22 protein-coding genes are annotated in these 20,827 nt (G+C 68.0%); 4 read left to right on the plus strand and 18 right to left on the minus strand.

Translation table 11 applies throughout. The features are described 5' to 3' along the window. Positions 1-170: 170 nt before the first annotated feature. A complete protein-coding gene (rpmG, locus tag AC1DQP_RS04035; protein WP_172407465.1) occupies positions 171-338 on the minus strand; it encodes a 50S ribosomal protein L33 in 168 nt (55 codons plus the stop codon). A gap of 10 nt (positions 339-348) precedes the next feature. Further along, positions 349-585, minus strand: a complete 237-nt coding sequence (gene rpmB, locus AC1DQP_RS04040) for a 50S ribosomal protein L28 (protein ID WP_005411638.1) — start codon at positions 583-585, stop codon at positions 349-351. A 284-nt stretch (positions 586-869) separates the two neighbouring features. On the opposite strand from rpmB, the gene AC1DQP_RS04045 reads away from it, so the two are divergent. Next, positions 870-2,102 carry a glycosyltransferase gene (locus tag AC1DQP_RS04045; protein ID WP_457318188.1) on the plus strand — a complete coding sequence of 411 codons (1,233 nt, stop codon included), beginning with the start codon at positions 870-872 and terminating at the stop codon, positions 2,100-2,102. Between the two features lie 161 nt (positions 2,103-2,263). Then, positions 2,264-2,416, plus strand: a complete 153-nt coding sequence (locus AC1DQP_RS04050) for a PIN domain-containing protein (RefSeq protein ID WP_256776289.1) — start codon at positions 2,264-2,266, stop codon at positions 2,414-2,416. A gap of 425 nt (positions 2,417-2,841) precedes the next feature. Here the strand turns inward: AC1DQP_RS04050 and AC1DQP_RS04055 are convergent, their stop codons facing one another. The 14 genes from AC1DQP_RS04055 to AC1DQP_RS04120 form a co-directional block, all read right to left on the minus strand. Further along, positions 2,842-6,018, minus strand: a complete 3,177-nt coding sequence (locus AC1DQP_RS04055; RefSeq protein WP_478051146.1) for an efflux RND transporter permease subunit — start codon at positions 6,016-6,018, stop codon at positions 2,842-2,844. Between the two features lie 38 nt (positions 6,019-6,056). Next, positions 6,057-7,037 (minus strand): efflux RND transporter periplasmic adaptor subunit, encoded by a 981-nt coding sequence (locus tag AC1DQP_RS04060; RefSeq protein ID WP_457318186.1) that lies wholly within the window; start codon positions 7,035-7,037, stop codon positions 6,057-6,059. Further along, positions 7,034-8,326 carry a TolC family protein gene (locus AC1DQP_RS04065; protein ID WP_457318185.1) on the minus strand — a complete coding sequence of 431 codons (1,293 nt, stop codon included), beginning with the start codon at positions 8,324-8,326 and terminating at the stop codon, positions 7,034-7,036. The genes AC1DQP_RS04060 and AC1DQP_RS04065 overlap by 4 nt, the downstream gene beginning before the upstream one ends. A 57-nt stretch (positions 8,327-8,383) precedes the next feature. Then, the gene (locus AC1DQP_RS04070; protein ID WP_457318184.1) at positions 8,384-8,752 is read right to left on the minus strand and encodes a DUF2946 family protein; all 369 of its coding nucleotides are present in this window, start codon (positions 8,750-8,752) and stop codon (positions 8,384-8,386) included. 100 nt (positions 8,753-8,852) lie between these two features. Then, a complete protein-coding gene (locus tag AC1DQP_RS04075; protein WP_457318183.1) occupies positions 8,853-10,637 on the minus strand; it encodes a DUF885 domain-containing protein in 1,785 nt (594 codons plus the stop codon). Positions 10,638-10,769: 132 nt separating this feature from the next. After that, positions 10,770-11,111 carry a lipid-A-disaccharide synthase N-terminal domain-containing protein gene (locus AC1DQP_RS04080; protein ID WP_256776297.1) on the minus strand — a complete coding sequence of 114 codons (342 nt, stop codon included), beginning with the start codon at positions 11,109-11,111 and terminating at the stop codon, positions 10,770-10,772. Continuing rightward, positions 11,111-11,833, minus strand: coding sequence for a glycosyltransferase family 2 protein (locus AC1DQP_RS04085; protein WP_457318182.1), 723 nt, complete (start codon positions 11,831-11,833; stop codon positions 11,111-11,113). Before AC1DQP_RS04085 ends, AC1DQP_RS04080 begins: the two co-directional genes overlap by 1 nt. Positions 11,834-11,920: 87 nt before the next feature. Continuing rightward, entirely contained in the window at positions 11,921-12,886 is a 966-nt protein-coding gene (locus tag AC1DQP_RS04090) for an NAD-dependent epimerase/dehydratase family protein (protein WP_478051147.1), read from the minus strand. 50 nt (positions 12,887-12,936) lie between these two features. Next, positions 12,937-13,662, minus strand: a complete 726-nt coding sequence (locus AC1DQP_RS04095; protein ID WP_478051148.1) for a suppressor of fused domain protein — start codon at positions 13,660-13,662, stop codon at positions 12,937-12,939. Between the two features lie 41 nt (positions 13,663-13,703). Then, a complete protein-coding gene (locus AC1DQP_RS04100) occupies positions 13,704-14,012 on the minus strand; it encodes a helix-hairpin-helix domain-containing protein (protein WP_457320500.1) in 309 nt (102 codons plus the stop codon). Between the two features lie 35 nt (positions 14,013-14,047). After that, a complete protein-coding gene (locus tag AC1DQP_RS04105) occupies positions 14,048-14,971 on the minus strand; it encodes a ParB/RepB/Spo0J family partition protein (RefSeq protein ID WP_256776302.1) in 924 nt (307 codons plus the stop codon). Next, complete coding sequence (locus tag AC1DQP_RS04110; protein WP_256776303.1) at positions 14,971-15,768, minus strand: ParA family protein; 798 nt, start codon at positions 15,766-15,768, stop codon at positions 14,971-14,973. Before AC1DQP_RS04110 ends, AC1DQP_RS04105 begins: the two co-directional genes overlap by 1 nt. Positions 15,769-15,978: 210 nt before the next feature. Then, positions 15,979-16,617, minus strand: coding sequence for a 16S rRNA (guanine(527)-N(7))-methyltransferase RsmG (gene rsmG / locus AC1DQP_RS04115; RefSeq protein ID WP_256776304.1), 639 nt, complete (start codon positions 16,615-16,617; stop codon positions 15,979-15,981). Between the two features lie 268 nt (positions 16,618-16,885). After that, complete coding sequence (locus tag AC1DQP_RS04120; protein WP_256776305.1) at positions 16,886-17,485, minus strand: 4'-phosphopantetheinyl transferase family protein; 600 nt, start codon at positions 17,483-17,485, stop codon at positions 16,886-16,888. A gap of 90 nt (positions 17,486-17,575) precedes the next feature. On the opposite strand from AC1DQP_RS04120, the gene AC1DQP_RS04125 reads away from it, so the two are divergent. Then, a complete protein-coding gene (locus tag AC1DQP_RS04125; RefSeq protein WP_256776306.1) occupies positions 17,576-17,827 on the plus strand; it encodes a GlsB/YeaQ/YmgE family stress response membrane protein in 252 nt (83 codons plus the stop codon). 55 nt (positions 17,828-17,882) lie between these two features. On the opposite strand, the gene xth is transcribed toward AC1DQP_RS04125, so the two are convergent. Next, entirely contained in the window at positions 17,883-18,650 is a 768-nt protein-coding gene (gene xth, locus AC1DQP_RS04130; protein ID WP_457320954.1) for an exodeoxyribonuclease III, read from the minus strand. Between the two features lie 128 nt (positions 18,651-18,778). Here xth and AC1DQP_RS04135 point away from each other — a divergent pair, with 128 nt between their 5' ends. Further along, positions 18,779-19,114 carry a hypothetical protein gene (locus AC1DQP_RS04135; protein WP_457320956.1) on the plus strand — a complete coding sequence of 112 codons (336 nt, stop codon included), beginning with the start codon at positions 18,779-18,781 and terminating at the stop codon, positions 19,112-19,114. Between the two features lie 192 nt (positions 19,115-19,306). On the opposite strand, the gene AC1DQP_RS04140 is transcribed toward AC1DQP_RS04135, so the two are convergent. Next, positions 19,307-20,722: a coniferyl aldehyde dehydrogenase gene (locus AC1DQP_RS04140; RefSeq protein WP_457320958.1), complete on the minus strand. Its 1,416-nt coding sequence runs from the start codon at positions 20,720-20,722 to the stop codon at positions 19,307-19,309. Positions 20,723-20,827 lie beyond the last annotated feature (105 nt).

Here is a 20,827-nt window from a genome sequence, read left to right on the forward strand (position 1 = left end):
GGGGACATTCGCCGGAAAGGGCATGGGGGCCCAGCGCCCGGCCCACCGACGACCGCGCATGAAAAGGTTCGCAGCGCGCTTGGTTTTCACCACGCAGACGAGAGAAGAACCAAAAAAAAACCCGCCACGAGGGCGGGTCTTTTTCGGGGAAGCTCAAGCATCCTTGCGGATTACTTGATCTTGCCTTCCTTGTACAGGACGTGCTTGCGCACGACCGGATCGTACTTCAGGAATTCCATCTTCCCGGGGGTGTTCTTCTTGTTCTTGTCCGTCGTGTAGAAGTGGCCAGTGTTGGCCGTCGAAATCAGACGGATCTTGTCGCGCTTGCCTGCCATGATTATTTACTCCTCAGACCTTTTCGCCGCGCGCACGCAGCTCAGCCAGAACGGAATCGATACCGTTCTTGTCGATGGTGCGCAGGGCATGCGCGGAAACACGAAGCTTGACCCAGCGGTTTTCGCTGGCAACCCAGAAGCGGCGCTCGTGCAGGTTGGGCAGGAAACGACGACGGGTCTTGTTGTTGGCGTGCGAGACGTTGTTACCCGTCTGCACTCGCTTGCCGGAAACTTGGCATACGCGGGACATTGCGCACCTCGATGAAAGTAATTGTCAGCCCATAGCCCGGGCGACGGCGGCCTCGGCGGTTTCCCGCCACACGTCATGAGAATCAAAGGGTTACGCTGTCGAGGGCAGGCCGGATGACGTGTTCCCGGCCACCGATCCAAAGGTTTCTGGACACAGCGAGCCGCGCATTATGCCGCAGCCCAAGGGCCTGCGCAAGTTGTCCACAGGGCGCGCCCGGCCCGCCTGTTCGCGCCGCCGCTGCACCGGGGCGGCAATACTGGCCCTCCCCCACCCGGACCCCACCCATGCGGCTGCTCGCCCTGACCTATGGCACCGAAGGCGACACCCGCCCCCTGGTGATGCTGTGCCATGGCCTGATCGCCGCCGGCCACGAAGTGCTGCTGCTGGCCGAAGGCGACACCCTCGGCAGCGCGCGCGACCTGGGGGTGCCGCACGCGGCGTTGGAAGGGGACATCCATGACGAGGTGGTGGCGCTGGTATCGCGCGGCAACGACACCCTGGCCGCCTCGCGCGGGCTGGCACGGATGGCCCGCCAGCACGTGCCGGCGTGGATGCGCCAGGCCGACGCGGCGGCCGCCGGCTGCGATGCGGTGCTGACCGGCGGGCTCGCCGCGTTCGTGGGCATGTCCGTGGCCGAACGCCACGGCCTGCCGGTGATCGGCACYGGCATGATCCCGCTCACCCCCACGCGCGCGTTCCTGTCCCCGTTCCTGCCACGGCTACGCCTGCCCGGCGCGCTCAACCGGCTCAGCTACACGCTGGTCAACCAGGCGGTCTGGCGGACGTTCCGCGGGCCGATCAACCGCGCCCGACGCGCGCTGGGCATGCCGCCGCGACGCACGCTCTGGCGCGACCTGCCGATGCTGTACGGCATCTCGCCCAGCCTGCTGCCGCCGCCCGCGGACTGGCCCGCCGACCACCGCATCTGCGGGCAATGGCGCGCCCCGGACCTGGCCTGGCAACCGCCGGCGGACCTGCAGGCCTTCCTCGACGCCGGACCGGCGCCGGTGTACCTCGGCTTTGGCAGCATGACCGGCTTCGACCGCGACCATGTGCTGCCCGCCCTGCTGCAGGCGCTGGCACCGCGCCGGGTGCTGCTGTTTCCCGGCTGGGCCGGAGTGCCCAGCGGCACTCTGCCGCCGCAGGTGTTCGTGGTCGGCCCCACCCCGCACGAGGCTCTGTTCCCGCGCTGTGCGCTGGTGATCCACCACGGCGGCAGCGGCACCACGCACTCGGCCTGCCGCGCCGGCGTGCCCTCGCTGGTGATGCCGTTCGCCGCCGACCAGTTCTTCTGGGCGGATCGGTTGCAGCAGTTGGGGGTAGCACCGGCAGCGTTGTCGCCGAAGCGGCTGGATCACGACACCCTGGCAAATGCGATTGGTTTCGTCGAACGCGCCGGGACCCGTGAGCGGGCGGCTGCACTTGGCAGGGGGATGGAAAGCGAAAACGGCGTGGCCAACGCAGTCGATCTGATCGACCGGCAGTTGGTGGGAATACCGACTCGACAACAAGGTTGAACTGCCATGAAAGAGTGTGACCCGGTCATTTGACCTCCCCGGCAGGGGCTGCCGTAATGGATGCACGCCCCCGCCCTCGCCGTCGTCATTCAGTTGGCTAAACGGCTTGGGACGAAAAAACCGCCGCAAGGCGGTTTTTTCATGCCCGAAGGAACGTGTGCATGATCAACGCAACCGCCGTCTACATGGATGGCTACAACTTCTACTACGGCCGTATCCGGGGAACGCGCTATAAGTGGATCGACAGGGTGGCGCTGTTCCACCGCTTGCTCCACGAACAGGATCCTGAGTCCCAGGTGACGTTGGTCAGGTAGTTCAGCGCGTTCTGCCTGGCCCGGTTCTCGACGCATGGCAATGCATCGACCATCGCCCAGGACTGCTTCCTGCGCGGGCACGAGGCCCGACATGGCGCCCGCTTCCAGAAAACGATGGGGGACACACAAGCGATGTGGAACCCATGCTTCGTGCGATCAAAGCAGATTTTCCCCACATCCGGCTTGGAGTGATTACGCCACGACGTCCTCCAGAGGACGGCGCGGTCTCCCACCGGAACATGATGTCATCACTATCGGCGAAGGCGCACTGGGCGCGGAGCCACATTCGCGACGAGGAACTGGCAGCATGCCAGCTGCCAGATCGCATCCAGACCGGGAAAAAGCCCATCGACAAGCCGTCGCATTGGTGACGCCGCCTTTGGCGTCGGCATGGCGGCACGCGGCAAGGCGTGCCGCCGTTCGATTCAGGCCGGTCCAGCCTCTTCCTTCCGATGCAACCACCGGTACAACACCGGCAGCACCAGCAACGTCAGCAACGTGGACGACACGATGCCGCCGATCACCACCGTGGCCAACGGACGCTGCACCTCCGAGCCGGCGCCGACGTTGAAGGCCATCGGCACGAAGCCCAGCGAGGCCACCAGTGCGGTCATCAGCACCGGACGCAGGCGGCCGAGCGCGCCGTCGCGCACTGCGTCGGCCAGCGGCAATCCGCTATCGCGCAGGCTGCGCACGAAGCTGATCATCACCAGGCCGTTGAGCACCGCCACGCCGGAGAGCGCGATGAAACCGACGCCCGCGGAGATCGACAGCGGGATCCCGCGTGCGGCCAGTGCAAGCACGCCGCCGGTCAGTGCCAGCGGTACGCCGCTGAACACGATCGCGGCATCCTTGACCGAACCAAAGGCCCAGAACAGCAGCGCGAAGATGATGATCAGGGTCAGCGGCACCACGATTGCCAGGCGTTGGCTGGCCGAGATCAGCTGCTCGAAACTGCCGCCGTATTCGATCCAGTAGCCGTTGGGCACCTGCACGTCGCGGCCGATGGTCTGCTGCAGCTCGGTGACGAAACCGCCCAGGTCTCGGTCGCGCACGTTGGCGGTGACCACGATGCGACGCTTGCCGTTCTCGCGGTTGATCTGGTTCGGCCCTTCGCTGTTGCCCAGCGTGGCCAGCTCGCGCAACGGGACGGTACGCGCACTGCCGCTGCTCCAGCTGCCGCTGCGGCTGGATTCGTCGGCGTCGCCGGCCAGCGCGGTCTCCAGCGATACCGGCAGGTCGGCCAGCGCGGCCGGGTCCTGGCGTAACGCTTCGGGCAGGCGCACGACGATGTCGAAGCGACGGTCGCCTTCGAACAACTGTCCCGCCACTTGGCCACCGACGGCAGTGGCCACGGTCGACTGCACCTGGCCCGGGTTGAGCCCGTAGCCGGCCAGCGCGGCCCGGTTGGGGGTGACGGTGAGCAGCGGCAGGCCGCTGGTTTCCTCCAGCCGCACATCGGCCGCACCGGGCACCTTGCCCGCCACCGCCGCAATGCGCTGGCCCACCGCCAGCAGCGTGTCCAGGTCATCGCCGAACAGCATCACCGCCACGTCCGCCCGCACACCGGAGATCAGCTCGTTGGTACGCATCTGGATGGGCTGGGTGAACTCGTAGTTGTTGCCCGGCAACTGCTCCACGGCTTCTTCCAGTTCGCCCAGCAATGCCGCGCGCGACTTGCGCGGGTCCGGCCAGTCCTTGCGCGGTTTCATCATGATGAAGGTATCGGCCACCGACGGCGGCATCGGGTCGGAGGCTACCTCGGGCGTGCCGATCTTGGAGAACACCTTGTCCACTTCGGCGAACTGCATCAGCCGGTTTTCGATCTGCTTCTGCATCTGGATCGACTGGGTCAGGCTGGTGCCGGGGATGCGCATGGCGTGCATGGCGACATCGCCCTCATCCAGGTTGGGCACGAATTCGCTGCCCAGCCGGGTGGCCAGCAGGCCGCAGCCCACCACCAGCACCAGTGCACCGGCCACCATCCAGCGGCCGCGACGCAGCGAGAACGCCAGCAGCGGTTCATAGCGCCGGCGCACCCAAGCCATCACGCGGTTTTCCTTCTCCTGCACGTGCCCGCCGAGGAACAGCGCGATCGCCGCCGGGACGAAGGTCAGCGCCAGCACCATCGCACCGGTCAGTGCCAGCACCACGGTGATCGCCATGGGATGGAACATTTTTCCTTCCACGCCGGACAACGCGAAGATCGGCAGGTACACCGCGGTGATGATGCCCAGGCCGAACAGACTGGGACGGATCACCTCGGCAGTGGCGCTGGCGGTTTCGGCGAAACGTTCGGCGCGGGTCATGTCACGGCCGAGGGCGTGCTGGCGTTCGCCGAAGCGACGCAGGCAGTTCTCGATGATGATCACCGCGCCATCGACGATCAGGCCGAAGTCGAGCGCGCCCAGGCTCATCAGGTTGGCCGACACGCCGCCGCGGGCCATGCCGGTCAACGTGAACAGCATCGCCAGCGGAATCACCGCCGCGGTGATCAGCGCGGCGCGGAAATTGCCGAGCAGCAGGAACAGCACCACGATCACCAGCAGCGCACCTTCGACCAGGTTCCTGGCCACGGTCTCGATGGTGCGGTCCACCAGCGCGGTGCGGTCGTAGCTGGCGGTGACGGTGACGCCCGCGGGCAGGCTCGCCTGCGCCTGCTGCAGCCGCGCCGCCGCGGCCTGGGCGACATCGCGGCTGTTGGCGCCGATCAGCATCACCACCGTGCCCATCACCACCTCGTGGCCGTTCTGGGTGGCCGCACCGCTGCGCAGTTCCGGCCCATCCTTGACCTCGGCCACATCATGCACGTGGATCGGCACGCCTTCGCGACGGGCCAGCACGATGTTGCCGATCTCCTCCAGGTTGGCCACCTGGCCGGGAATGCGCACCAGGAACTGCTGGCCGTTGCGCTCGATGTAGCCGGCGCCGACGTTCTGGTTGTTGGCTTCCACCGCCTGCGCGACGTCTTCCAGGGTGAAGCCGAGCGCACGCAGCCGCGCCGGGTCCGGGGTGATATGCACCTGGCGCTGGAAGCCGCCGATCGTGTTGACCTCGGTAACACCGGGCACATTGCGCAGCTGCGGCCGGATCACCCAGTCCTGCAGGGTGCGCAGGTCGGTGGCGGTGTACGGCGTGCCATCGGGCTTGCGTGCCTTTGGATCGGCGTCGATGGTGTACATGAAGATCTCGCCCAGGCCGGTGGAGATCGGGCCCAGCTGCGGGTCCAGGCCGTCGGGAATCTGCGATTTCACCTGCTGCAGGCGTTCGGCCACCTGCTGGCGGGCGAAGTAGATGTCGGTACCGTCCTCGAACACCACGGTGACCTGCGACAGCCCGTAACGCGACAGCGACCGCGCCTGCTCCATGCGCGGCAGCCCGGCCATGACCGTTTCCACCGGGTAGGTGATGCGTTGTTCGGTCTCCAGCGGCGAGTAGCCGGGCGCGGCGGTGTTGATCTGCACCTGGACGTTGGTGATGTCCGGGGTGGCGTCGATGGGCAGCGTGGTGAAGCTCCAGATGCCGACCGCGACCAGCACGGCGGTGAGGGTCATCATCAACCAGCGATGGGCGATGGAGGCGCCGATGATGCGTTCAAGCATGGGAGCGTCCTCCGCGGTGCGACGCGCGCGGCACGCGATCAATGCTCATGCGATGCCCCCGCCTTGCCGATGTCGGCCTTGACCACGTAGCTCTGTTCGACCACGACGTCTTCGCCCGTCTTCAGCCCATCGGTCACTTCGACCTGGCCGGCATCGCGCGCGCCGAGGGTGATCGCACGGGCGGTGTAGGTATCGCCGACGCGCACGAACACCACGTCCTTGCCGTCCATGCTCTGGACCGCAGCCAGCGGCACCACCAGCGCGGCGGGCTTGGTCGCCACCACGATGCGTGCCTTGACCGCCGCACCGGGCCGCCACAGGCCATCGTCGTTGCGCAGCGTGGCGCGGGCGACGGTGCTCTGGCTGGCGGTGGCGGTGCCGGGCAGCACGCGTTCCAGCGTGGTGGTCTGGCTGACACCGTCGGTCATGCGCGACACGGTGACCGGGACGCCGGCGGTGATGTGCTGGGTATCGTTGCCGAAGATATGCAGGTCCACCCACAGCGTGGACAGGTCGCCGATCTCGAACAACGCCGTGCCCTCGCCCGCCACGCCGCCAACCTGCGCTTGCCGCGCCAGCACCACGCCGGCAATCGGCGCGCTGACGGTGTAGGTGGTCAGGCTGAGGTTGCTCTCGATGCTGGCCAGCACCTGGCCGGCGCGGACGCTGTCGCCGACGTTGGCGCGCAGCGAACGGATCGGGCCGGGGAAGCGCGCCATCACCTGCGCCACGCGGCCATCGACGGGCGTCAGCAGACCCTGCACGTCGTGTTCGTCGGCGATGGTGCCGGCGGCGACCGGGGCCACACGGATACCCGCCTGTTCGGCCATGGCTGCGGCGATGGTGGTGCGCTCCGGCGCGTCATGGTCGTCTTCGCCGTCGGTGTGGCCCGCTTCGGCGTGCCCTGGGTCGATGTCGGCGGGGCCGGCTGCAGGGGCGTCCTTGCCGCAGCCGGTCAGGGCCAGTGCAGCGAGCAGGAACGTGGCGGCCAGCGCGATGCGGTGTGCGGAACGGTTCATCGGCGGTCCTCCGTGGACACGTGGGGCGTGGGGGTGTCGCTGGCGGCGACCATGCTTTGGCCGGTCAGGCGCTGGATTTCGATCAACGCGGTCTGTGCGGCGATGGCCGCATCGAGCTGGCGTTGGCGCGCGTCGATGCGCATGGCCTGCAGCTGCGCCCATTCCATGTAGCTGATGGCGCCGGCGCGCCAGGCCTTCTCGGCGGCGTTTTCGGCGCGCTTGAGCTGCGGCAGCACATCGCGCGCCATACGCGTGACTTCCAGCTGCGCGGTCAGGTAGCGCCCGTGCGCCTCGGCCAGCGTGGCGTACAGCTGCAGGGCGCGTGCGTCGCGTTCGACGCTGTTGAGCGCCAGCTCGGCCTCGGCGGCGCGGATCTCCGGCGCGGCACGCGCGACGCTGCCCAGCGGCAGGCTGAAACCGGCCACGAAGGCGCTGTCGCGGCTGTCGCGGTTGTTGCGGACTCCGACCTGCCAGCTGAGATCCGGCCGCGCGGCGGTGCGTGCCAACTGGACCTGCGCCTCGCGGATGCGCCGTTCACCGGCCAGTACCGCCAGTTCCGGGGTGCGCTGCAGTTCCTCGGCCAACACCGCAAAGTCCTGCAGGGCCGGCAGCTGCATGGGGTCGCCGGTGACCACGTTGAAGCCGGGATTGCGTTGCCGCCAGAGCGCGGACAGGGCGGCACGTGCGGACTGGTCGGCCTGGCGGGCCCGATCGCGGTCCAGTTCAGCCTGGGCCAGCATCGCCTGTGCGGTCAGCAGTACCGATTCGGGCGAGGCGCCGGCCTGCAGGCGCAACCGCGCGGCGGCGACCGCGCGCTTGCGCTGCTCGATGTCGGTGGTGGCGATGCCCAGTTGCTGGCGCGCCTCGGTGATGGCGAGGTAGCGGCGGGCGACCTCGGCCAGCAGGTCCAGGCGTGCGGTCTCGCGCTGCGGCGCCAGGCTGTCGATGTTGGCCTGGGCCACTGCACGACGCGCGTCCAGCTTGCCGCCACGTTCCAGCACGCCGGCCAGGGTGACGGTCAGCTCGGCAGTACGGAAGCCGCTGGCATCGCCGGTGCCGAGCGCGTTCTCAAGCTCGACGCCGACGGTGAGCGGCGGCGTCAGCGCCGCCGCATCGCGGCGGGCTTCCCAGATCGGGCGCTGCGCGTCGGCCAGGCGCAGGTCGGGGTGATAGTGGGCGACGCGCGCGATGGCGGCGTCGAGGGTCAACGGGTCAGGCGTATCCGTACCCTGCGCATACACGCACGGCACGAACGCAACGACAGCCAGGGCTGCCATGCGCATCCACATGGGGGACTCTCCAGATAGCGGTTCAGATGGACAACGGCGGCGCGTGGCCGCAAGGCATCAGGACGCTATCGGGGGGCGCAGCAGGCTCTCGGGCGGCTGGGTGCGCAACTGCGCGGTCAACCCGACCGGCACGCTGTGCGCAGGCGCGGTGGGCAGCAGCCACGGCAGCGAGGCCATCGGCAGGACGCCGCCATGACCATGGCAATGCCCGCAATGGACCAACGCGTGCAACAGGTCACCGTCACTCGCATCGGGATCACTGCTGCCCGGAGTGGCCGCATCGGTGGGCGCAGCATCGGTATGCAGGCTGATGTGGATGTCGGCCAGTGCCGAGGCCGTCGCCGTGCCGAACACGCCCAGGCCGACCGCGACCAGCATCAGCAGGCGCAGCAGCAGGGACGAATGCGGGCGGGCAGAACGGAACATGCCGGCAGGGTAGCCGGCGGCTTGCGCGTTACACAATCGCAGCCGCCGGCATGGGTTCACCTTGGCGGGGTCTGCCGTGGCGCGGCCGACCCCGTTGTACTCAGCCAGCGGCCTTGCGCTGGGCGATGTACGCCTGGATCTGCTGCTCCAGCACCGGCAGCGGCACCGAGCCCTGCTGCAGCACGGCATCGTGGAAGCCCTTCACGTCGAAGCGGTCGCCCAGGTCCTTTTCGGCCTGGGCGCGCAGGCGCACGATCGCGATCTCGCCCAGCTTGTAGCTCAGCGCCTGGCCCGGCCAGGAGATGTAGCGGTCCACTTCGGTGGTCACTTCATGCTCGCTCAGCGCGGTGTGGTCGCGCAGGTAGGCGATGGCCTGCTCGCGGGTCCAGCCCTTGTGGTGCACGCCGGTGTCGATCACCAGGCGCGCGGCGCGCCACATTTCGTAGGTCAGGCGGCCGAAATCCTCGTACGGGGTTTCGTAGATGCCCATCTCCACGCCGAGCTTCTCGCAGTACAGGCCCCAGCCCTCGCCGTAGGCGGAAATGTAGGCGGTGCGGCGGAACTCGGGCTGGTCGCCGTGCTCGGCCGCCAGCGCACCCTGCAGCGCATGGCCCGGGTCGGACTCGTGCAGGGTCAGCGCCGGCAGGTTGTACAGCGGTCGCGCCGGCAGGTTGTAGGTGTTGAGCCAGTAGGTGCCCATGCCACCGCGCCCGGCAGTCCAGAACGGGGCGATGTCCGGCGGCACCGGCACGATGGTGAAGCGCGCGCGCGGCAGGGTCATGTACTTGCCGATCACCCCGTCCACGCGCTTGGAGATCCACGCGGCGCGATACAGCAGCTCGTCCGGGGTCTTGGCGTAGAACTGCGGGTCGGTGCGCAGGAAGGTGAGGAACTGCGCGAAGCTGCCCTTGAACTGGACCTGCTTGATGATCGCGTTCATTTCCTCCTGGATGCGCGCCACTTCCTTCAGGCCGATCTCGTGGATCTGCTGCGGGGTCAGGTCCAGCGTGGTGTATTGGTGGATCTGCTGCTTGTAATACGCCTCGCCACCGGGCATCGCCTCGGCCGCCAGCGTGGTGCGCGCCTGCGGCACGTACTCGCTGACGAAGAAGGTGCGCAGCTTGCCGAACGCCGGCACCACGCTGTCGCTGATGGCCTGGCGTGCCTGCGCCTGCAGCTGCGCCTGCTCGGCGGCGGGAATGCTGGCCGGCAGCTTCTTGAACGGTGCATACAGCGGTGAGGCGGTCGGGTCCTTGAGTTCGGACACGGTGGCGATGGAGACCTCGCGGCCGTCCAGCACCGCGCGCGGCACGCTGAAGCCGCGCTTGAGCCCGGCGCGCATGTTCTCGGTCTGCTGGTCGAAGTAACGCGGCACATCGTTGAGGCGCGCGATGTAGTTGCGGTAATCCGTCGCGGTCTTCATCTCGCGGCGGGCCATGAACGACAGGCTCGACCAGAACGAGGAGTCGGCGTTGAACGGCATTTCATAGCCGCCCAGCCGCACCTCGGCAGCCAGGTTGAACACCTGGTCGCGGTAGATGGCGTAGTTGATCTGGTTGTCCGGCGACAGCGCCTTGCGGTCGACCTTGTCCAGCTGGGCCAGCACGTCGTCCCAGACCTTCAGCCGCGCCTGCTGGGCGGCCTCGCCCACGTCGGGCATGCGGGTGGCGTTGGCCGGGCCGTCTTCATCCTCGCTGGCCGCACCACCGCCGTCCTGGCGCCACTTCCATTCCTTTTCGTAGATGGCGCGGAACTGCGCATCGGCGGGGCTTTCAACAGCCAGGCTGGCCGGGGCGGTGGTCGGTGCGGCCGGCGCAGCGGCCAGGGCGCCGCCGGCAGGAAGGGCCAGGGCGAGCAGCAACGCGGTGACGAGCGGTGATTTCACGATCAGGGGTTCCCGGGAGACGGCAAACCCCGATGATGGCACCCGGCGGCGGCCCTGCGCATGGTTCAAAGGTCCTGCCGGGCCCCATGAACCTGGGGGTGGCATTGACGGAACGCGTTCCGTCGCCCCGCCCTAATGCGCCGCCTTGTCCCGCTTCCACCCACGGTGGGCGATATCCAGCTTCAGGCTGTACAGCGCGGTGAACGCCGGGAACAGGTTCTGCAATACACCCACCGAGTCCTGCTTGGCCGAGAACAGGAAGTAGCTCAGGGTCATCAGGCTGCCGACCACGCTCATGTACCAGAACAGGCGCGGGATCACCGGCTTGCCGGCGCGTTTGGAGGCCACGAACTGCACCAGCCAGCGGCCGCCGAACATCAGCGCGCCGGTATAGCCGATCAGCTTCCAGCCGGTTACGTGCAGGCCGGTCCAGTACAGCCAGGTCAACGGTTGGTCGAGCCAGTGCAGCTCCATCAGCGTTCTTCCACGGCGGTGCGCTTGCTGCGCGTGATCAGCCAGGCCACCCCGCGCAGGTCGCGGATGCCGACCAGCGCCCGGCCCAGGTTGTTGTACTTGGACACCCCGGCGGTGCGGTGGCGGTGGTTGACCGGCACGCTGACGGTCTTCCAGCCGGCACGCTGCATCAGCGCGGGCAGGTAGCGGTGCATGTGGTCGAAGTACGGCAGGTCCAGGAACGCGGCGCGTTCGAACAGCTTGATGCCGCAGCCGGTGTCGGGGGTGTCATCGCGCAGCATGCGCGCGCGGATCGCGTTGGCCCACTTGCTGGCCCAGCGCTTGCTGCCCGAGTCCTGGCGGTTGACCCGCCAACCGGCGAACAGCTTGACCTCCGGGGCGGCGGCCGCACGTGCGGCCAGCAGCTTGGGGATGTCGGCCGGATCGTTCTGCCCGTCGCCGTCCAAGGTGGCGATCCACGGCGCGCGTGCATGCTTCACCCCGGTGCGCACGGCGGTGCTCTGCCCGCTCTGGTTGACGTGGTGCAGCACCCGCAATTCCGGGTTGGCGGCCTTGAGCCCCTGCAGCACGGCCAGGGTGTCATCGCGCGAATGGTCGTCGATGTAGACGATCTCGAAGTCGATCCGTCCGCGCAGGGCGGCGGTGATCTCCTCGATCAGGGGGGTGACGTTGTCGCGTTCATTGAAGACCGGGACGACGACCGACAACTGGGGTTGGCTCATGGTCGGGCTCTGCGAAGGGCCGGGATCGAAAAAGAGCGCGCATTTTCCGCTCCCGAGGTTATCCGAAGATGAATTGGGAGATGTGTGTCAGGCGTGATCGCCGAAATAGTCGCGGCACCAGGCCACCACGGSCGGCAGGCCCTGCTCGATCGGCGTGGCCGGTTCATAGCCGAATGCGTCATGGGCGCGACGGGTGTCGGCCATGGTGCGGACCATGTCGCCGGGCTGCATCGACTTGTAGACCTTGTGCGCCGGGCGTCCTGCGGCCGCCTCGATGATCCCGATGAAATGCTCCAGCTCGATCGGCGTGTGGTTGCCGAGGTTGAATACACGGTGCGGCACGTCCTCGCCGGACGGATGCGCCAGCGCGCCGAGGATACCGGCCACGATGTCGGAAACATGTGTGAAATCGCGCTGCATTTTTCCGTCGTTGAACACATCGATGACGCGTCCGGCCAGCACTGCGCGCGAAAACAGCAGCGGCGCCATGTCCGGGCGGCCCCAGGGACCGTACACGGTGAAGAAGCGCAGGCCGGTGGCATGCAGGCCATACAACTGCGCGTAGGTGTAGGCCATCAGTTCGTTGGCTGCCTTGGTGGCGGCATACAGCGAACGCGGCTTGTCGATGCGCTGGTCTTCGGAGAACGGCGGCGTGGCCGAGTCGCCGTAGACCGAGCTGCTGGAGGCATACACCAGGTGCGCCACGCCGCGATGCCGGCACAGCTCGAGCATGTTGACGAAGCCGACCAGGTTGCTGTCGACGTAGGCGTACGGATTTTCCAGCGAATAGCGCACGCCGGCCTGCGCGGCCAGGTGGATCACCCGGGTCGGCTTGACCTCATCGAACAGCGCGGCCAGGCCGTCCCGGTCGGTGAGGTCGAGCACGCGGATATCGGCATCCGGGCACAGCGCGGCCACGCGGTCGCGCTTGATCTGCGGGTCGTAATAGTCGTTGTAGTTGTCCAGCCCGACCACCGTTTCACCGGCATCCAGCAGGGCACGCAGGGTGTTGGCGCCGATGAAGCCGGCGGCGCCGGTGACAAGAACGGTCATGGCAGGGTCCTGGAAATTGCTGTGGACAGGATATCGCCGATGCGCCGGGCTCAGAACAACCCGAAGCGCTTCCTGGCCACGTTGACGCGCGCCGGGTCGATGAGATCCTTGATGCCCTTGGCGTCGAAACGGTCCAGCAGTGCATCGCTGCCCTTCTTCAACTTCAGCGCCATCTCTTCCGGATACAGCGGGACCAGCGTCATGAAGACGATGGTCTTGTGTGCATCGATCACCAGGTGGCCGAAGTCTTCCGGCGCGCTCACCGGCGGCAGCACGATCGCGCCGTCGAAGCCCACGCCCGGCGCATAGGGCTCGGCCRGATGGCCGTTGGGCACGGTGTGGCCAAAGCCCAGCCAGGTATCGAACTTGTGCGGCAGCCGCGCCAGGCCCTTGAGCAGGCGGATCGGCCAGTAGTACCGCTCGTCCTCGAAATCGGCGTGCTGGATCGGCCAGTCGGCCGGCAGGGTGACCATCAGCTCCATGTGCTGCGGTGCCTCCACGCCCTCGGGCAGGGTCATCGGCAGGTCGCTCATGCCCGACGTCACCAGCCGCAGGTGCGGGAACGCGTCGGTGGCCGGGACCACGTGTACGTCGATGTGCACCGCATCGGAAATGATCTCGTGGAAGACGCCCGAGATCGGCCCCAGGTGCTGCTCGATATGCGCGCTGATCTGCTCGATGCATTCCTCGCCGTGGGCCGGCGCGAAGTCTTTCTCCTGCGTGTGCAGCAGGATCGGGCTGCCGCCCGGGCTCAGTTCGTCGTGTTCATTGCTCATCAGTGGCTCCTGGTGATGACCACCGTGGCCCAGGTGCTGGCTCACCACAAGGTGAGCGGGGCATCCCTGGCCAGCGTGGCCTTGCGTTCCTTGCTGAAATCCCACCAGGGGCGCGGCGCCTCGCCCTGCATGAAGCGCAGGATCGACAGGAACACGTCGATCACGCAGGGATCGTGCATCACGCCGGTGCGCAGGCACAGTTGCGCATACATGTCATAGGCATCGCGGCCGCGCAGGTGCGCTGGCACGCGGATGCCGATCAGACGCAGATCTTTCTCACAGGCCGGCCCGACATTCGGCAGGTCGGTCAGACGCAACAGATGGTTGCGGTCGACCTTGGTGGGGTTCATTACGGTGGGGTGATCCTCTTGCGCAGGCGGGGGACTCAGCCCTTCTGTACGCGGAGTCGTTCGAGCACGCCATCCAGCGTGTCCAGGTCGGTGTAATGGATGATCAGCTTGCCCTTGCCGCCGCGGCCGTGGTTGATGGCCACGCGCGCACCCAGCGATTCGGACAGTTCGGTCTCCAGCGAGGCGATGTCGGCCTGCGGGGCGCTGGCGGTCGGCTTCTTGCGCATCGCGCCCGGCACCTTGCCGGCGGCGAACTGCTGCGCGCGGTGTTCCACTTCGCGTACCGACCAGCCCTGGTCGGCCGCTTCCTGGGCCAGCTTGCTGGCCAATTCCGGCGCCAGCGTCAGCAGCGCGCGGGCATGACCCATTTCCAGCCGGCGGGTTTCCAGCAGCAGGCGGATGGCGATCGGCAGCTCGAGCAGGCGCAGCAGGTTGGACACCGCCGCGCGCGAGCGGCCGACGGCTTGGGCGGCCTCGGCGTGGGTGAGCGCGAATTCGCTGATCAGGCGCTGCAGCGCCTCGGCTTCTTCAAGCGGGTTGAGGTCTTCGCGCTGGATGTTCTCGATCAGCGCCATCGCGATGACGGTGCGGTCTTCCAGCTCGCGCACCACCACCGGCACGTCGTCCAGGCCGGCCAGCTGCGAGGCGCGCCAGCGCCGTTCGCCGGCGACGATCTCGAAGCTGTCCGGGCCAAGCTGGCGGACCAGGATCGGCTGGATCACGCCCTGCGCCTTGATCGATTCGGCCAGCTCGGCGAGCTTGGTCTCATCCATGTCGCGGCGCGGCTGGTACTTGCCCGGCTGCAGCTGGCCGACCGGCAGCTTGCGCAGCACTTCACCGGGCAGCGGTTCGATCACCGCCGCGGCCTGCACCTGAGTCACCGCGCCCTTGGGCCCCAGCAGCGCATCGAGGCCGCGGCCGAGGCCGCGTTTCTTGCCGAGGGCGGGCTTGGTGCTCATCAGGCGGTCTCCAGGGCCTTGTCGGCCTTATTGCGTTGTTGGTGGCGGCGGATGATTTCCCCGGCCAGGCCGAGGTAGGCGACGCCACCGCGCGAGGCGCGGTCGTAACCGACGATGCTCTGCCCGTGGCTGGGCGCTTCGGCCAGGCGGACGTTGCGCGGCACGATGGTGCGGAACACGCGGTCGCCGAAGTGGTCGGTCAATTCGGCCGAGACCGCATTGGCCAGGTTGTTGCGCACATCGAACATGGTGCGCAGCACGCCCTCGATCTCCAGGCTGGGATTGAGGTTGGCGCGCAGCGCTTCGATGGTTTCCACCAGCGCGCTCAGGCCTTCCAGCGCGTAGTACTCGCACTGCATCGGCACGATCACCGAATCGGCGGCGGCCAACGCATTGAGGGTCAGCAGCGACAGCGCCGGCGGGCAGTCGATGAGGATGAAGTCGTATTCGTCGCGGATCGGGGCCAGGGCGCGCTTCAGGCGCTGCTCCCGTTCGCCCTGGTCCATCAGCTGGATCTCGGCGGCGGTCAGGTCGATGTTGCCCGGCAGCAGGTCGAAACCCTCCGGGGTGGTGACCCGGACTTCGACCGCGGTGGCTTCGCCGAGCAGCAGGTCGCAGGTGGACGCGGCCACTTCACGCTTGTCCACGCCACTGCCCATGGTCGCGTTGCCCTGCGAATCCAGGTCGACAAGGAGCACGCGCCTGGGTGCAGCAGCCAGGGAGGCGGCCAGATTGACAGCGGTCGTGGTCTTGCCGACGCCACCTTTCTGGTTGGCGATGGCGATGATGCGGGCCATGCGGGTGAGCCTCATCGGCAGGGAGTGGGACTGGTCATTATGCGTATATGGGGCGTGTCATGCACTGTGAGATGCGCGCCGGTGGGCGCCCACGACCTCGCGCGGCGGCCCCGGATGCGCCCGGTGGACACCGCAGCGGCAGCAACGGCGGGCGCTGCGGCGCTTATGAGAACGCGCGCCGGTCACGACGACGGGCGCACGCCGATGTGCTCAGGGACCGGCCACCACGACCAGATGGCGCTCACCGGTGAGGCCGGGGACATGCAGGGGCAGCACTTGTTCGACCTGCCAGCCGGCCGGCAGCTGGGCGATTTCGTCGTGCGGGTAGACGCCCTTCATGGCCAGCAGGCGGCCGCCGGGGCGCAGCAGATGGCCGCCGACGTCGATGATGCCGGCCAAGGTGTCCATGGCGCGCGCGGTGAGGTGGTCGTAGGCGCCCGGCTCGGCGAGTGCCTCTGCGCGCGATTCGGCCACGCGGGCGTTGCCCAGGCCGAGCTGGCGGACGGCTTCGCGCATGAAGCGGGCTTTCTTGCCGTTGCTTTCGACCAGGGTGACCTGCAGCTGCGGGCGGGCGATGGCCAGCGGGATGCCGGGCAGGCCGGGGCCGGTGCCGAGGTCGGCCAGGGTGCCGGCCTCCAGGTAGGGCTGCATGGCCAGCGAGTCGAGCAGGTGGCGGGTGACCATCTCCAGCGGATCGCGGATGGCGGTGAGGTTGTAGGTGCGGTTCCAGCGGTCGAGCAGGGTGAGGTAGGTGAGCAGCGGCGGCGCCAGGGCGGCGTCCAGGTCCATCGCGGCCAGGCCACGCTCGAGCGCTTCGGCCACGCCGGCCGGGAGGGTGTGTTCGGTCATGCGGCGATTATCGCAGGTCGAAAGCGGGGCAAGGGCAAGAGCCGCACACGGATTCCGCCACGGAGGGCGGGTGTGGGTCTGGCCGCGGGTAGCGCAGAGCCCTGCCCGCCAGGCCATACGTAGAGCCGAGCCATGCTCGGCTGGCCATAGGTAGAGCCGAGCCATGCTCGGCTGGCCATAGGTAGAGCCGAGCCATGCTCGGCTGGCCGCGCGCAGCGCGGCAATGATCGGCGCCTTCACCAGCCAACCGCCGCAACCCCGGCTCAGCTCAGACCGCGTGCCAGGCCAACGCGGCGCGGAAGTCGGCGGCGGCCTGCCATTCGTGCAGGTGCCAGCGGCCGGCGTCGCCCAGCTCGGGGTCGCACCAGGCCAGGTGCAGGGCGCCGTCAGGTGTGGGGGCCAGCTGCAGGCGGTGCAGGCCGAAGGAGATGCCCTGCCCCTGCGCCTTGAGGATGGCTTCCTTGGCGCACCACACCCGGAAGAACCACGGGTTGCGGGTGGGTTCGTCCAGGCCGAGCAGCCAGTCGATTTCGGCCGGGTGGAAGAAGCGTTCGATGATCTCGCGCATGCGCGGCCGCGGCCGCAGTGGCTCCAGGTCCACGCCCAGGCGGACGCCCTCGCCCAGCGCAACCAGCAGCAGGCCATGGCTATGGCTCCAGCCGGTGCCCAGGTGCGAGAACGCGTCGTGCAGCTCCGGGCGGCCACGCAGGTCGCGCTGCAGTGGCAGGGTCTGCGGGTCGGCGCCGAGCTGGTCGGCCAGCAACACCCGAGCCTGCGGCTCGCCGCGCGTACCGTTGACGTGCGGCAGGCACCAGACCGTGACCGGACCGAACCGCCACGGGCCGCCAAGGGCGGTAGCCACCCTCATGCCTGCACCCGGTGAGGACGGCTGCACGGTGATTTCACGGCGGCTGACGTCAACTGGCCCGGTCGTTCACACAACCTGGGAGTCAAGACTATGGGCATCATCATCTGGTTGATCGTTGGTGGCATCGTGGGCTGGCTTGCCAGCATCATCATGCGACGCGACGCACAGCAGGGCATCATCCTCAACATCGTGGTCGGCATCGTCGGCGCGCTGATCGCCGGTTTCCTGTTCGGCGGTGGCATCAACGAAGCGATCACGATCCGTACGTTCCTGTTCTCGTTGATTGGTGCGGTGATCCTGCTCGCCCTGGTCAATCTGTTCACGCGCAAAAGCATCCGCTGACCAACGCGCGATGGATCCAGACAAGGCCCGGCATCGCCGGGCCTTGTCGTTTCTGTCAGCCCAGCTGCACCCAGGCCGGGGCGTGGTCGCTGGGACGGTCCCAGGTGCGCGGCTCGCGGTCGATGCCCGAGGCGATGGCGCGCGCCTTGAGCGCGTCGGAGACCAGCGTCAGGTCGATGCGCAGGCCCAGGTTGCGGCGGAAACCGGCCGCGCGGTAATCCCACCAGCTGAACACGCCTTCTTCCTCGCTGTGCAGGCGGAACGCGTCATGCAGGCCGAGCTGCAGCAGCTTGTTGAGTGCGCCGCGCTCGGCGGTGGAGGTGAGGATGTGGTTTTCGTTCCACACCAGCGTGTCGTTCACGTCGCGCGCGTCCGGGGCGATGTTGAAATCGCCCATCACCACCAACTCGGGGTACTGCTGCAGTTCGGCAGCCACCCAGGCGTGCACCGCGTCCAGCCAGCGCAGTTTGTATTCGTACTTGTCGGTGCCCACATCCTGACCGTTGACCACGTACAGATTGATGATGCGCACGCCGTTGACGGTGCCGGCGATGGCGCGCTTCTGCTCGTCCTCAAAGCCGGGAATGCCGATCTGCACATCCTGCGCCGGTTCGCGCGAGAGCAGCGCGACCCCGTTGTAGGTCTTCTGCCCGGCAAACACGCTGCGGTAACCCAGCCCGGCCAGGACCGCGTCGGGGAACTTGTGGTCCTCCATCTTGGTTTCCTGGATGCCGACCACGTCCGGCGCGAACGCGGTGAGCCACTGTTCCAGGTGCGGCAGGCGCACGTTGAGCGAATTGACGTTCCAGGAGGCGATTTTCATGGGCGCCATTCTACCGGGTAGTGCCGGCCGCTGGCCGGCGGCCGTGTGCAGCCCGAGCCCGGGCATCGTGGACAGCTGCATCGCCGTTGCGCACGTTAGGCTGTGGCCCCTGATCGCACGGAAACCCCATGGACGCAGATGCCTTCGTAGCCAAGTGGTACGCAGAGAAAGAACAACTGTTGGCCGCCGCCTGGGCCCCGGGAACGGAATCAGCCGCACGGATCGCCGCCATGGCACTGTCACCTGCGCAGGCACACCAATTGCGGGACATGCTCGATGTGTTCGCCACCGATGCCCTGTACACCCTGCTTCTCGGGCTCGATGGCAGCGCTGCGCTGGGAGGCGACCAGCGCCACTACACCGTGTTGGACGAAGATGGTTCGGTGATCGCATCGGAAGGCGATCTGGAGGCGGCTGCCTATGCGTGGTTCCACGAAGGCCGGCGCTCGCGGCCTGAATGCTGATCGTTCCTTTCACTCGGCCTGATTCGGGCGGATTCGGACGTGGCCGCACGGAAGCTTGAGCCGAACGGGGCGGACCATCGGACCATCGACGCGTTCGACGCGTTCGACGCGTTCGACGCAGTTTGCCGGGTCATGGGCGGTGACAGACGCAGCCGAGCATGGCTCGGCTCTACCGTTGGGATGCGCTGCCCGCTAGCGCAGCAGTGCTTTCAACATCCCGGCGATCTTCGAATACGGCGGCTTGAGCAGGTCGCTGGCGGCCCAGCGCGACTGCCACAGGATCGGCAGCTGCTTGCTGAGCCCGTCGAAGCCGGCGCGACCGTGATACGCGCCCATGCCGCTCGGGCCAACGCCGCCGAACGGCAGGTCGTTGATGGCGAAATGCAGCAGGGTGTCGTTGACGGTGATGCCGCCGGCCACCACCTGGCCGAGCACGCGCTCGACGGTGGCGCGTTGCTGGCTGAAGACGTACAGCGCCAGCGGCCGGTCGCGGCCCTGCACCTCGGCCAGCGCCGCGTCCAGGTCCGGGTAGGCGCACACCGGCAGGATCGGGCCGAAGATCTCCTCCTGCATCAGGTCCAGATCGGCAGGCGGGTCGAGCACGATGGTCGGCACGATCAGGCGTTCGCGCGCGGCGCGTTCGGGATCGACAGCGGCCAGTTCGATCACCGGCACGCCGCGTTCGCGGGCCTGGTCGAGGTAGCCACGCAGCCGCTGGTACTGGCCTTCATGGATGATCCGGGTGTAGTCCGACGCATCACTGAAATCGCCGTAACGCGCACGCACCTGGGTCTGCAGCTGCTGCACCAGCTCGCGCTGGCGGGCGCCATCGATCAGCACGTAATCCGGTGCGATGCAGGTCTGACCCGCGTTGAACCACTTGCCGGTGGCCAGGCGCGCGGCGGCCTTGTCCAGCGGATAGTCGCTGCAGACGATCGCCGGCGATTTGCCGCCCAGCTCCAGGGTCAACGGGGTGAGGTGCGGCGCGGCGGCGGCCATGACCTTGCGCCCGATCGCGGTGGAGCCGGTGAACACCAGATGGTCCAGGGGCGAGCCGGCCAGCGCACCGGCCAGCGCGCCGTCGCCCTGCACCACCGCCACGCGCTGCGCGGGAAACACCTCGGCCAGCAATGCCTGCAGGAACGCGCTGGTGCGCGGGGTGTGTTCGGACGGCTTGAGGATGACGTGGTTGCCGGCGGCGATCGCGGTGGCCAGCGGTATCAGCGCCAGGTTGACCGGGTAGTTCCACGGCGAGATCACCCCGACCACGCCCAACGGCACCGCGCGGGTCTGCGCGCGCGCCGGCCAGAACCGTACCCCCACGGCGACCCGACGCGGGCGCGCCCAGCGCCGCAGGTGCTTGAGCAGGTGATCGATCTCGCCCAGCACGGTCATGCCGTCGGCGATCAGCGATTCGTGGGGGGAGCGGTGGCCGAAGTCGGCCGAAATGGCCTCGGCCATCTGCGGCAACTGCGCCTTCAACGCGGCGCGCAGTCGCTGCAGGTCGTCGCGGCGCTGGTCCAGCGAGGGGCGGTTGGCCTGCCAGGCGCTGCGCAGGGTCTGCAGGATCGCCGGCAGTGCGGTGGGATCGGTGTGGGCATCGCTCATGGGGCGACTATAGCGAGACGCTGCGTGAGCGCGTGTCACGGGGTAGTGCCGGCCGCTGGCCGGCAACCGCACATGCGCCTCCGAAAGCGCAACGGTAGTGCCGGG

This window comes from Stenotrophomonas sp. P5_A8 (assembly GCF_056400545.1).

Coding starts and splice junctions, on each gene's coding strand:
- AC1DQP_RS04125 (WP_256776306.1), top strand. CDS start 17,576: ATGGGCATCATCATCTGGTTGATCGTTGGTGGCATCGTGGGCTGGCTT.
- AC1DQP_RS04080 (WP_256776297.1), bottom strand. CDS start 11,111: ATGGAGCTGCACTGGCTCGACCAACCGTTGACCTGGCTGTACTGGACC.
- AC1DQP_RS04110 (WP_256776303.1), bottom strand. CDS start 15,768: ATGGCCCGCATCATCGCCATCGCCAACCAGAAAGGTGGCGTCGGCAAG.
- AC1DQP_RS04050 (WP_256776289.1), top strand. CDS start 2,264: ATGATCAACGCAACCGCCGTCTACATGGATGGCTACAACTTCTACTAC.
- AC1DQP_RS04085 (WP_457318182.1), bottom strand. CDS start 11,833: ATGAGCCAACCCCAGTTGTCGGTCGTCGTCCCGGTCTTCAATGAACGC.
- AC1DQP_RS04065 (WP_457318185.1), bottom strand. CDS start 8,326: ATGTGGATGCGCATGGCAGCCCTGGCTGTCGTTGCGTTCGTGCCGTGC.
- AC1DQP_RS04100 (WP_457320500.1), bottom strand. CDS start 14,012: ATGAACCCCACCAAGGTCGACCGCAACCATCTGTTGCGTCTGACCGAC.
- AC1DQP_RS04120 (WP_256776305.1), bottom strand. CDS start 17,485: ATGAGGGTGGCTACCGCCCTTGGCGGCCCGTGGCGGTTCGGTCCGGTC.
- AC1DQP_RS04070 (WP_457318184.1), bottom strand. CDS start 8,752: ATGTTCCGTTCTGCCCGCCCGCATTCGTCCCTGCTGCTGCGCCTGCTG.
- rpmB (WP_005411638.1), bottom strand. CDS start 585: ATGTCCCGCGTATGCCAAGTTTCCGGCAAGCGAGTGCAGACGGGTAAC.
- AC1DQP_RS04105 (WP_256776302.1), bottom strand. CDS start 14,971: ATGAGCACCAAGCCCGCCCTCGGCAAGAAACGCGGCCTCGGCCGCGGC.
- AC1DQP_RS04140 (WP_457320958.1), bottom strand. CDS start 20,722: ATGAGCGATGCCCACACCGATCCCACCGCACTGCCGGCGATCCTGCAG.
- rsmG (WP_256776304.1), bottom strand. CDS start 16,617: ATGACCGAACACACCCTCCCGGCCGGCGTGGCCGAAGCGCTCGAGCGT.
- AC1DQP_RS04055 (WP_478051146.1), bottom strand. CDS start 6,018: ATGCTTGAACGCATCATCGGCGCCTCCATCGCCCATCGCTGGTTGATG.
- xth (WP_457320954.1), bottom strand. CDS start 18,650: ATGAAAATCGCCTCCTGGAACGTCAATTCGCTCAACGTGCGCCTGCCG.
- AC1DQP_RS04060 (WP_457318186.1), bottom strand. CDS start 7,037: ATGAACCGTTCCGCACACCGCATCGCGCTGGCCGCCACGTTCCTGCTC.
- AC1DQP_RS04135 (WP_457320956.1), top strand. CDS start 18,779: ATGGACGCAGATGCCTTCGTAGCCAAGTGGTACGCAGAGAAAGAACAA.